Below are 12199 nucleotides of genomic sequence, written 5' to 3' on the forward strand. Positions count from 1 at the left end.
TGTGTTTCAAAGCAAACTACCTCGGGGTAGTATACGTTCCCTTTGGCGATGTCAATAAATGAAAATTGATACTTAAGATGAAGCATGAATTATATAATACCAAAATTGAGGATGTCTAAAAAGTTGTCATTCCGAGAGAAGCGAAGGAATCTGTTGAACTTAAGTTTTGGATAAACAGATTACTTCAAAATTAAAATTTTTCGTAATGACGTTTTCTAATACTTTTTAGACACCCTCGATTTTACGTTCTGCTTTTTTAAGATACGAAAGAGACAAAATATTTAATGTGAGATCTAAAAATTTAGTATAGCTTTGTATGTGTTCAAAAGTTAGAAATAGGCTTATTTCGCTATATTTACTGCTCTGGTCTCTCTAATTACGGTAATTTTTACCTGACCGGGATAGGTCATATCTGTCTGTATTTTTTGAGATATCTCAAATGACAGACTTGCCGCTCTTTCATCATTTACTTTTTCACTTTCAACAATAACTCTTAATTCCCTACCCGCTTGTATGGCATATGCCTTTTTGACACCATCAAAAGCAAAAGCAATTTCTTCAAGATCTTTTAATCGCTGAATATACGAGTCGAGTACTTGTCTTCTTGCTCCTGGCCTTGCACCACTAATCGCATCACAAACTTGTATAATCGGAGATATTAATGACGTCATTTCAACCTCATCATGATGTGCTCCTATAGCATTACACACTTCTTGTTTTTCTCCATATTTTTCTGCCCATTGCATGCCTAATATAGCGTGCGGAACTTCAGTCTCGGTATCTGGAACTTTTCCTATATCGTGAAGTAACCCGGCTCTTTTGGCAAGTTTTGGATTTAGTCCTAATTCTGAAGCCATCACTCCGCATAATTTGGCTACTTCTCTTGAGTGCTGTAGTAAATTTTGACCGTAAGAAGATCTATACTTCATTCTACCCACAGTTTTGATCAATTCTGGATGTAATCCATGAATCCCAAGGTCGATAACAGTACGTTTTCCTACCTCAATGATCTCTTCATCAATTTGCTTTCTTGTTTTTCTTACAATCTCTTCGATTCGGGCAGGATGAATTCTACCATCTGTAACTAACTTATGTAAAGATAAACGCGCAACTTCTCTTCTTACCGAATCAAAACATGACAAAATAATAGCTTCAGGGGTATCATCAACAATGATTTCAACGCCGGTAGCTGCCTCGATAGCTCTAATATTACGTCCTTCTCTACCAATAATACGCCCTTTTACGTCATCACTTTCAATATTAAACACCGATACGCAGTTTTCTATAGCCTCTTCAGTACCAATTCGTTGAATGGTATTGATAATCACTTTCTTTGCTTCTTGTTGTGCTGTAAGTTTAGCTTCTTCGATAGTATCCTGGATAAGGGACATCGCATCTGTTTTAGCTTGCTCTTTAAGAGATTCAACAAGTTGTTCTTTGGCATCCTCGGCAGATAATCCTGAGATAACTTCTAACTGTTGTACTTGACTTTTATGGAGTTTTTTGAGTTCGCTTTGCTTCTTTTCTAAATACTCGTTTCGTTTATCATACGTTTTTACTTTTTCTTCAAGCTCTTGATTAATTTTTTTATTTTTTGATAGCTCATTAGAAACCTGTGACTCTTTGTCTCTTGTTCTTTTTTCGGCTTCGGCGATTTTTTTATCTCTTGATAAGATTACCTTTTCGTGTTCTGATTTTAATTCGATAAATTTTTCTTTTGCCTGTAATATTTTATCTTTTTTAATAGTTTCTCCTTCACTCTTAGCTTCTCTAAGTATGCTTTCTGAATTTTTCTTTGCAGTCCTGATAATTTCTGATGCCTTATTGCGTTCTAATACTTTGGCGATAACAAACCCGAGTATTAATCCCACTACTGAAGCTATAATTATTACTATAATACTATCCATAATTCTTGTAAAATTTATATATAAAAAAAGCCTGCACTAGCAAAGGTTTTGTATAAACTCTGTAAAAACAGGTTTAGGGCTAACAAATTGATCAAGAATCCGCTCATGGCGGCGCGCTTTTACAACTTAAACTCACCCTTTTTAATTAATTCTTGTTGAGTTTATCAAAATAACAACTAGTGCAGGCAGTAACCTATTTATTTGTAATGAACGTTATGACAAATGATCGTGCAATAGATCGTTTAAAGCATTCAATCTATTCGCTACCTTATCCATATCATCTTCTTTATCTATACTTTTTTGTTCGACCTGTGCAGCAAATTGCAAAGCACACATTGCCAAAACATCTTGCTTATCTCTTACCGCGTAACTTTGCTCGAATTGCTTAATCATTACTTCTATCTTTTTTGCGGCTTTTCGTAATCCTTCTTCCTGTTCTGGATTAATAGTTAATGGATATACTCGATCTGCGATAGATAATTTGATCTTAAGCTTATCTGCCATATATTTACTATTCAGAGAGTTGTGCTATACACATATCGATCTCTCTTATTAAGGCGTTTATTTTGAGCTTGGTCTCCCGTTTATATTCGTCACTGCCTAGCATTGCATTAGCATTTTTGAGCGCACTGAATTTTTCTTCCCATTGCTTTAATTGATCTGTTTGAAGTAGAGAAATCGTCTCTAATTCTTGTATTTTCTGTTTTAGATCCACTTGCTGCTTTTTTAACAATTCATATTTGTGGAGCAACTTGCTTATTCTATTCTCCAGAGAATCAACAATTTCAATTAAATCACTCATTAATGTATATTTCGCAATACTTCGTTACACAAAGTTAACATACCAATTGAAAAAACCCAATAGTTTTTAAACTAATTTCATCGGTTTATATTTATAATTTTCTAGGAGGTAAAATAGCGTGGCCATGTAATCGTATTGGTGGGTATCCACCTTATCGTTACGGCGTATTTCACAGTTACCTTTTGTCGCTATTGCATCTTTGATATTTCTTTTACCTTTTTAAGTGAAGATGCGATAATTTGGTGCATATCATAATATCGGTACTCTGCCAACCTGCCTCCAAAAATTACATGCTTAACTGTATGAGAAGCTTCTTTATATTTCTTATAAATCTCTTGATTTTTGGGGTTATTGATTGGGTAATAGGCTTCTTTTCCCTGATCCCAAGTTTCAGGATACTCTTTGGTAATGATAGTTTTTGATTGTTTTCCAAATTCAAAGTGCTTATGCTCAAGGATCCTGGTGAATTGATATTGGACATCGTTATAATTTACTACTGCATTTCCCTGGTAATTCTCTATATCATGAAGTTCGTGTTCAAATCGTAATGAGCGATACTCAAGTTTTCCATAGGTATATTCAAAAAACTCGTCAATTTTACCTGTGTACACGATTTGATTCGCGACCCTTTCTAATGCTGCTCTATTCGCAAAAAAATCTACTTTTGTTTTTGTTTCAATACCTCGTAATAGACCATTAATTATAGTATTGTAACCGCCTTCGGGTATTCCCTGGTATCGATCGTTAAAATAGTTGTTATTGTACGTATAACGCACCGGTAAACGTTTGATAATAAAAGCAGGTAGGTCTGTCGCTTTTTTCCCCCATTGCTTTTCGGTATACTCTTTTATTAAGGTTTCATAAATATCTTTACCAACAAGTGACAAGGCCTGTTCTTCAAGATTCTGTGGAGATGTAGTGCCATACTTTTTAATTTGACTATCAATTACCGCTTTTGCTTCTTTTGGTGTTTTGGTTCCCCATAATTGATAAAACGTATTCATATTAAAAGGTAAATTATATAGTTTACCCTTTGATAAAGACACCGGGGAATTAATATAGTTATTAAATGTGGCAAATTGATTTACATATTTCCAAATTTCATGATCATTGGTATGAAAAATATGAGCTCCGTATTTATGAATATTGATGCCTTCTTTTTCTTCACAAAATACATTCCCACCTAAGTGATCGCGTTTATCAATGACCAGGCATTTTTTATTTCGTTTGGTCATTTCATGAGCAAAAACGCTCCCAAATAACCCTGCTCCTACTATTAGATAATCATATTTTTTTATGCTCACTTTCTATAAATTTAGATATATTTCTCTATTATTTAAGCATCAAAGATACGACTACTATACGAGATCATTAAAACAACCAAGAAAATAGAAAGTACTGCGCTTCTACAACTTAGATTGAGAATCAGTAATATAGTAAACTATTTCGGGGTATTACATCCTTTAACAATGCTAATAATCTTACGAATATGTTACAAAAAAAGTAAAATGTATGTATCTTTCCTTTCTGAAATTGAACTGATTTTGAATATCTGATATACATCATAAAATTAACTTTAATGTCTGGTCGAGCGAAGTAGATACCTGATTTATATCTATTTGGATTTACTAACCTCTCGACTGCGCTTGATGAGACAGTGCGATATGATTGATTACGGATATTCATTAATTGATTTAACATAAGACATGATAGGATACTACATCTCAAGAAACTACAAATCCCTATTTAATGCAGCGGGAAAAGCAAAAACTGATTGCGAACTTATTTTAAATACTATGGGATTTAAAAACCTTGGTTTTAAACAATCATCGATCCCCAACTCTGCCATAGGCACTATTAAAAACTTTTTTGGGATAAGTGTTGCTCTTCTTCGTCTTCCCTTCAATAGTACATTATGCACCCAATATCCGCTTAATAAGTTTAGAGGATACGTACTATTTGTCGCTAAATTGAAACGTTGCAAAATTATAACAATAGTACATGATGTACGATTTTTAAAGGGACGAACAGGTAGCGCATCTAAAGAACTACAAAAAATCACACCTTCACAAGCTATTATTGTACACAATCAAGCAATGAAGGATTGGTTTTTGGCGCAAGGCGTTCTAATACCTATAGTAGTTTTAGGTATTTTTGACTATATTTTAGACAAGGGACTACCAGAACAAAACACCAAAAACAAAACGAAACCCTATGAGGTGGTATATGCCGGTGGATTTGCTGAAGGTAAAAATTCTTACATTTACGATTTAGACAGCTTAGCACAACGTCAATTCGTAATGAAACTTTACGGAGTTGGTTTTGATTATGACAAACTTAGCGTTCCCAAAGAAGAATCTATAGTACGGTATGAAGGAGCATTTCCATCAAATGAGGTGGCCTATCATATTAAAGGATCCTTTGGTTTAGTTTGGGATGGGATTTCTACAAAAGAGTGTAGCGGGCAATATGGGCAATATCTCAAATTTAATAATCCACACAAGACTTCATTGTATATTCTCTGTGGGTTACCAGTTATTGTTTGGGATCAGGCAGCTATAAGTACTTTTATTATAGAAAATAATTTAGGGATTACGATATCCAATTTAGCCGATTTAAGTATGATTCTGGAAGAACTGTCTGACAACGATTATCAAAAGATGAAATCTAATGTTGACCGTGTAAAAAAAGATATAATTTCTGGCGGATATTTAAATAATGCTGTTAATGAAGCGTTACAACACCTTTAATTTAAAAAAATAATTTAGCTTTACGTCTTGCCACATACTATATTTTTACAGGTGATTCTATGCAAAAAATAATTCTCTTACTACTTTTCGCGTGCTATTGTTGTTTCGGGCAGGAACAAATTCTTACAGACTATTTTATGAAACCCCTGGATATTCCAGTTGTCGTATCTGGAACATTTGGTGAATTACGATCAAATCATTTTCACTCAGGACTAGACTTAAAAACCAATGGAGAAGAAGGCTTGCCTGTGTATGCAGCGGCATCAGGACGTGTAAGTCGTATCAAAGTAGCACATGGCGGTTACGGAAAAGCTATTTACCTCTTACACCCAAACGGCTATACTACGGTATATGCGCATTTACAAAAGTTTGCTCCCGAAATCGAAGCATACGTCAAAAAAAGACAATATGCCAAAGAGTCTTACGAAATCGAACTTTTTCCCAAATCTGAAAGTTTAAAGGTTAATAAAGGAGATATAATAGCATTTAGTGGCAATACAGGGGGCAGCTCTGGTCCGCACCTGCATTTCGAAATTAGAGATTCTAAATCGAGACCAATGAATCCTTTAAGTTTTGGTATAGAAGTAGAAGATACTAGAAAACCTATCGTAAATAGTGTATGGGCCTACAGCCTGAATGAAAATTCTCATGTAAATCAACAACAAGAACCTTATCGTCTTACGCTTACTCAAAAAGGAGACGGTACGTTTAAGGCCGAAAATATCACTGCTTATGGTACAATTGGTTTTGGTATATCTACTGTAGACAAACAAGATCTGGCTCAAAATCATAATGGTGTATATAAAGTAAGTGCTCAGGTTAATGGTCAAGAGCACCTCGAACTAGAAATGAATCGTTTTTCATTTGCCGAAACTCGATATATAAACCGATTAATCGATTATAAGTACTACAAACAAAATCGAAGTAGAATTAGTAAACTTTTTGTAGCGCCTAACAACCCACTTACTGTCTTCAAAAAAAAAGTGAATAATGGCTATGTTGATGTTAAAGATAGTCTTTCATATCTCTACAGCGTTTCAATTCAAGATTTTAACAACAATACCACAATCATTGAAGTGCCTATTCTAGGTAAAAATACAGATACTATTACGAAGTGGGAACCGTTTGAAACATCAGATTTGGCAAAAGCAAATGAAAATTACGTCTATACTTCGGGAATTGTCGATCTTCTCATTCCAAAAGGGAGTTTATATCAAGATACCTATCTGGATCTGAATGTAAACGGGGAAACGGCAGAACTACATAATGATCACACACCATTACATAAAAACATGACAATAGTATTTGATGTTTCACGCTATAAAGATGAAGATAAGAAAAATCTATACATTGGCCGGATTGGACATAAGGATAAGGTTTACTATACTAAAACTACAAAAAAAGAAAATCGCTTTTCTACTCGAACCAGGACTTTTGGAAAATACTCCCTATTTACAGATACTCAAAAACCAACAATAGTTCCAATTAATGTTTCTAATAAGAAATGGATATCACAGGCAAGTCACTTAAAAATAAAAATAAATGATGCGCAAACAGGTATCAAAAGTTATCGCGGTACTATTAATGGTAAATTTATTTTGATGGAATATGATTATAAAACCGGGATGTTAGTTTATGATTTTAGCGACAATGTTACTATAGCTGCAGAAAATAACTTTAAACTGGTAGTGTTTGATAACGTTGGAAACAGAGCTACATTTGAGACTACATTTTATAGAAAACCTTAAAACGCAACCTTTTCTTGAAATATTCATTTTTTTATCCTTTTATCCTTTGTTTCTTTTTGAGCGTTTTTTCTTTCGGACAAAATGCTACTGTAAAAGGTATTGTTCTAGATGAAGATAATGTTCCTATACAGGGTGCAAATATCACGTTCAGCAATTCAGGAGCACAGTCAGATAAAAATGGAGTTTACGAATTGCGAATCCCTGCTGCTCAAGACGTGCAAATTGTTATTTCACATATTGCGTTTAAAAGTCTTCAATTCACTATAAACCTTCAAGAAAACCAGGAATATGAATTAAACCCGGTACTTAAAACCAACGTCGAGCAAATAAGTACAGTAATTATTTCGGGTAGAGAAAAAAAAGTCGTAGAAGGAATAACAACGCTTGATCCGGAAACCATTAGAACAACTCCATCTGCCAATGCCGGAGTAGAAGGCTTGCTTAAGAGCTTACCCGGAGTAAGTTCAAACAACGAACTAAGCACACAATACTCGGTTCGAGGTGGAAACTATGACGAAAACCTGGTGTATGTTAATGAGATTGAAGTCTATCGCCCGTTTTTAATACGATCTGGCCAACAAGAAGGACTTAGTTTTGTGAATACAGATATGGTTCGAAATGTAGATTTTTCTGCCGGGGGGTTTCAGGCGAAATATGGAGACAGGCTATCCTCGGTTTTGGATATTACATACAAAAGACCTACCCGGTTAGGAGCTACTGCAAATGCAAGTCTATTAGGGGGCAGTATGTCACTAGGCGGTGTTTCAAAAAGTAAAAAAATATCAGGCATTGTGGGAGCTCGATACAGAGATAATAGTTTATTGGTAAACGCCAGGGATACAGAGACCAACTTTCAGCCGTTATTTGCAGATATTCAAACCTATATTTCGTATAACCTTTCAGACACGTTCGAGTTAGGATTTCTTGGCAATGTAGCTATTAATAAGTACGATTATGAACCTCTTAGACAACAAGTCAATTTCGGAACATTACAAACCGTACGAGCACTCACAGTTTCTTATCAAGGGCAAGAAGAAGATCGATACCATACGTATTTTGGAGCTTTTAAAGGAACTTACCGACCAAACGATGACCTTTCCCTAAAATTAATTGCTTCTGGATACCATACCCAGGAACAAGAATATTATGATATTTTGGCCGCTTACGCCTTAGGAACCGTGAACACAGATATTGGCAGCGAGGATTTGGGCGAGGTAGAGTTTGCTGAAGGTGTGGGTTCGCAACTTACTCATGCACGTAACGATCTTGATGCTTTGATTTTTAATGTAGAGCATAAGGGAACGTATACTGCAGATGTGCATCAATTTGACTGGGGGATTAAATATACTACAGAAGATATCAGGGATCGCTTGCAGGAATATGAAATTGTAGATTCTGCCGGTTTTTCGATACGCCCTCCTATTCTGGACCTAGTAAACGATCAACCCTATACCCCTTTTGAAAGCGAACTGGTACCTTTTGTTAGTGTAAGAGCTACCAATGATGTGACTATTGATCGCATTTCTGGATATGCGCAATACAGTTTAAGAACTGCTATCAAGGATCATGAAGTTTGGACTAATATTGGTGTACGGGCTCACCACTGGAATGTTTATGGCAGCACGGTAGAACCTACAGCTTCGCAAATGGTGATAAGTCCCAGGGCACAAGTTGCGTTAAAACCCAATTGGAAGACCGATATGATCTTCCGGGTATCTGGAGGGTTTTACCATCAGCCCCCATTTTACCGAGAATTAAGAGATTCTTTGGGTATGGTAAGACCCGAAGTAAAAGCGCAACAATCTATTCACGTAGTGTTGGGACATGATTATAGCTTTACCATGTGGGATCGGCCATTTAAACTCACTTCAGAAATTTATTATAAAAAATTGACCGATGTGAATCCGTATACTATAGAAAATGTACGTATACGGTATCGCGCCAGGAATAATGCCGAAGCCTATGCACAAGGTGCAGACTTGAGATTAAACGGAGAATTCGTTCCCGGGACAGAAAGCTGGATAAGTCTGGGATATCTCAAAACTGAAGAAAATATCGACAATAGAGGATTTATATCAAGACCTACGGATCAACGTCTTAAAATCGGAGTTTTATTTCAGGACTACGTGCCCTCAATACCCAGCCTAAAAATGTATTTAAACATGGTGTATCAAACCGGGGTACCAGGCGGGTCCCCCAGTTATGCCGATCCTTACGATTTTCAAACCCGGCTTAGGGATTATCGAAGAGCAGACTTAGGGATATCTTATGTTGTAGTCGACCCTAATAAACGATTACGAGAGGGGCATTTTTTAAATACGTTTAGAGCGCTAAATCTTGGCGTCGAAATTTACAACGTATTTGATAACCAAAATTCGATTACTAATACGTTTGTAAGAGATGCCTCAACCCAACGCCAATTTGCTATTCCTAATTTTTTGACACCACGTGTATTTAATGTACGGTTGGGGATAGAGTTTTAACAGTTTTACCCCCGGCACTGTAAAAACAAATTTAGTTTTTTCACGACGCCCCCCAGCACTACAAAAACAGATTTAGTTTTTTCACGCTGCCCCCCAGCACTACAAAAACAGATTTAGTTTTTTCACTTTGCCCCCCAGCACTACAAAAACAGATTTAGTTTTTTCACATTGCCCCCCCAGCACTACAAAAATAGATTTAGTTTTTTCACATTGCCCCCCCCAGCACTACAAAAATAGATTTAGTTTTTTCACGTTGACCCCCCGGTAGTAAAAATTGACTTTTGACTTTGGTATAGAAGTCATTTAAACTTTTTTGATTCTAGCAAAAAAGAGAAATATGCCCTAATACTGGTACTATGCACTCAAATTTTTAATATTTTTAAGCCATAAATCACAAAATCACATTATTTATGAAAGTAACAAACATCCCGTTCTACCTGTATTCTATAGAAGAAACTGACGAGTTGGGCAGGGAAATCAAATCAAAACTCACTCAAAAATGGGTTGATCATGTTCTTATCACCCCTTTGATCAATGATCTTGAGCAACCTTTACAACTTACACAACAAGCGATTGGTAGCTCTACCAAACAACTACATACAGACACTATAAGTTCGCTAGATCAACAGTTTAACCGCAGTTTTATTGGGTTTAGGGATATTATTTATAGCTATGCTTATAGTCCTGAAAGTGAAGAGCGCGAAGCGAGTGCGGTATTGAGTCAGATATTAAAAAACAACGATGATAAGCTTTATGCAGCCGGTTATGTAGCGCAAGGTGCAAAATTTAATAGCTTAGACGTAGATCTAAATACACCTGCTGCCAAGACAGCGCTTAACATCCTGCATGTAACCAACTGGTATTCTGAGATGAAAACCATGGTTTCTGAGATTTCAAATTTGATATCAGAGCGGGATGAAAACCAGTCAAATAAAGACATCCCGACAGATAAGCAAGCAAAAACCGCTTTGCAGGATGCGATTGATAATGTATTGCGAGATCTACAAACCTATGCAAGACGAAATCAGGTAGAAGGTTTAACGCAGATACTCACCGAGATCGATCAATCTATAAAACGTATCAATACAAATGCCAGAGCACGTAAGTCCAGGAAAGAGAATAGTATAGGTAGCTCATAAGGTTTAGGCTTTTAAAAATGAGATAAAAGAAGGTGTCTAGAAAGTGATGGCATTAAAGAAAAGTGCTTTTTAGACCCTTTCTTTTTTACGGAAAACCTCAATAAAAATTACAACAAATACGCAAAATTATTATGGTTTTTACAAGTACTTAATAAAATTTATGAGTTGACAAAACATTAAACTTCCTATTTTATGTGGAAATTAAAAGCTCACATAAAATATTTTAAGTATGAAAAATTTATTTTTATAAGGGTTATTTGCTTTAGGAATGGTATCTTTTACTAATCTAAACGGTAAAGAAACGACTATGCAAGAAGAAGATCTCTTTTTTTGTAGACTGGAAAGGTGTGAAACGACAACTGTCGAAGATGATGGTGGAAGTTATGAATACACTGAATGCCAGTGTGTAGACTAACGGTAAAAGAAGTATAACAGAACAATAGATTAAAATGAATCTATTGTTCTGTTACTATTATATTCTAAATCAAAAGTTTATAAATTAAATTATGAAGAAAATAGTTATAATACTAGCATTAATAATCCAATATATTGGATGGTCACAAACCTACACCATAAATTACAAAAAGTTTTCTAAAAATGTAGATGGCAACCTTGAAGAAGCTGTGGCAAAATGGAAAGATGATCAAAAAACTCCAGACCACGTATTACTTTACAATAATGGTATTTCTTGGTATGGTGCTATTGATGATACCCCTATCGTAAAGCAAGACAACAAAAATAGTAGTGATCAAAAAATCTCTACGACCAGGATTGTTAACACCAGTGCTTACAAGAATCATAAAGAGAAGTTATTATATACCAACTACGGAGAGATATTCTCTAAATTTGGGGAAATAAATCCGATTAAAAAAGAGCAATTAACCTCATATGGTTGGAAAATAACAAAAGAAACCCAAATAATATCAGGCTATACTTGTCGTCAAGCCACAGCATATAAAGAGAGTGGCGAAAAATTAGTAGCATGGTACACCGACCAAATCCCAATAAATGATGGGCCAAGTAGGTTTTGGGGATTACCCGGATTAATAGTGCAACTACAATCTGGAGATAAATTTTTCTATGTTGCCACATCTGTTAAAGAAAAAAATGAAAATATCGCAATCGCTGAACCCGAAGGGAATATTATGAACCCTGAAAAGTTTGAAGCCTATATGGCAAATATGCTAAAGCCAAGAACAATTACTAGACCAGATGGTACCGTTGTAAGAATTTCAGGAGGTAAAAACTAAAATTTTGTTTTAAATTAGAAATAAGGCTCCATTAAATAACTAGACTTTTTATACGCGTATAAAAAGTCTAGTTATTTTTGAAACTGCTAACTTAATTACATGCTAAGAGTTCTATTAACT

9 protein-coding genes and 1 other RNA gene are annotated in these 12199 nt (G+C 35.4%); 5 read left to right on the plus strand and 5 right to left on the minus strand.

Going from position 1 to position 12199, the window contains the following annotated elements:
* Positions 1 to 341: 341 nt before the first annotated feature.
* The 5 genes from rny to glf form a co-directional block, all read right to left on the minus strand.
* On the minus strand, positions 342 to 1907 hold the full coding sequence (gene rny, locus J8281_RS11385; RefSeq protein ID WP_210197747.1) for a ribonuclease Y: 1566 nt from the start codon (positions 1905 to 1907) through the stop codon (positions 342 to 344).
* 54 nt (positions 1908 to 1961) lie between these two features.
* Positions 1962 to 2068, minus strand: a non-coding RNA gene (gene ssrS / locus J8281_RS11390) — 6S RNA.
* Between the two features lie 52 nt (positions 2069 to 2120).
* On the minus strand, positions 2121 to 2411 hold the full coding sequence (locus tag J8281_RS11395; protein WP_210197748.1) for a cell division protein ZapA: 291 nt from the start codon (positions 2409 to 2411) through the stop codon (positions 2121 to 2123).
* A 7-nt stretch (positions 2412 to 2418) separates the two neighbouring features.
* Complete coding sequence (locus tag J8281_RS11400) at positions 2419 to 2709, minus strand: hypothetical protein (protein WP_210197749.1); 291 nt, start codon at positions 2707 to 2709, stop codon at positions 2419 to 2421.
* A 188-nt stretch (positions 2710 to 2897) separates the two neighbouring features.
* Positions 2898 to 4007 (minus strand): UDP-galactopyranose mutase, encoded by a 1110-nt coding sequence (gene glf, locus J8281_RS11405; RefSeq protein WP_210197783.1) that lies wholly within the window; start codon positions 4005 to 4007, stop codon positions 2898 to 2900.
* Between the two features lie 408 nt (positions 4008 to 4415).
* On the opposite strand from glf, the gene J8281_RS11410 reads away from it, so the two are divergent.
* The 5 genes from J8281_RS11410 to J8281_RS11430 all read left to right on the plus strand — a co-directional run bounded on the left by J8281_RS11410 (position 4416) and on the right by J8281_RS11430 (position 12079).
* A complete protein-coding gene (locus J8281_RS11410; protein WP_210197750.1) occupies positions 4416 to 5459 on the plus strand; it encodes a beta-1,6-galactofuranosyltransferase in 1044 nt (347 codons plus the stop codon).
* A gap of 59 nt (positions 5460 to 5518) precedes the next feature.
* The gene (locus tag J8281_RS11415) at positions 5519 to 7207 is read left to right on the plus strand and encodes a M23 family metallopeptidase (RefSeq protein ID WP_210197751.1); all 1689 of its coding nucleotides are present in this window, start codon (positions 5519 to 5521) and stop codon (positions 7205 to 7207) included.
* Between the two features lie 14 nt (positions 7208 to 7221).
* Positions 7222 to 9690 (plus strand): carboxypeptidase-like regulatory domain-containing protein, encoded by a 2469-nt coding sequence (locus tag J8281_RS11420; RefSeq protein WP_246849088.1) that lies wholly within the window; start codon positions 7222 to 7224, stop codon positions 9688 to 9690.
* A gap of 410 nt (positions 9691 to 10100) precedes the next feature.
* Positions 10101 to 10829, plus strand: a complete 729-nt coding sequence (locus tag J8281_RS11425) for a DUF6261 family protein (RefSeq protein ID WP_210197752.1) — start codon at positions 10101 to 10103, stop codon at positions 10827 to 10829.
* Positions 10830 to 11335: 506 nt separating this feature from the next.
* Positions 11336 to 12079: a GLPGLI family protein gene (locus tag J8281_RS11430; RefSeq protein WP_210197753.1), complete on the plus strand. Its 744-nt coding sequence runs from the start codon at positions 11336 to 11338 to the stop codon at positions 12077 to 12079.
* Positions 12080 to 12199: the final 120 nt, after the last annotated feature.

The sequence above is a fragment of the Aquimarina sp. U1-2 genome, from assembly GCF_017897595.1.
Taxonomy (GTDB): domain Bacteria; phylum Bacteroidota; class Bacteroidia; order Flavobacteriales; family Flavobacteriaceae; genus Aquimarina.

Coding starts and splice junctions, on each gene's coding strand:
- J8281_RS11430 (WP_210197753.1), top strand. CDS start 11,336: ATGAAGAAAATAGTTATAATACTAGCATTAATAATCCAATATATTGGA.
- J8281_RS11410 (WP_210197750.1), top strand. CDS start 4,416: ATGATAGGATACTACATCTCAAGAAACTACAAATCCCTATTTAATGCA.
- J8281_RS11400 (WP_210197749.1), bottom strand. CDS start 2,709: ATGAGTGATTTAATTGAAATTGTTGATTCTCTGGAGAATAGAATAAGC.
- J8281_RS11415 (WP_210197751.1), top strand. CDS start 5,519: ATGCAAAAAATAATTCTCTTACTACTTTTCGCGTGCTATTGTTGTTTC.
- rny (WP_210197747.1), bottom strand. CDS start 1,907: ATGGATAGTATTATAGTAATAATTATAGCTTCAGTAGTGGGATTAATA.
- J8281_RS11425 (WP_210197752.1), top strand. CDS start 10,101: ATGAAAGTAACAAACATCCCGTTCTACCTGTATTCTATAGAAGAAACT.
- J8281_RS11395 (WP_210197748.1), bottom strand. CDS start 2,411: ATGGCAGATAAGCTTAAGATCAAATTATCTATCGCAGATCGAGTATAT.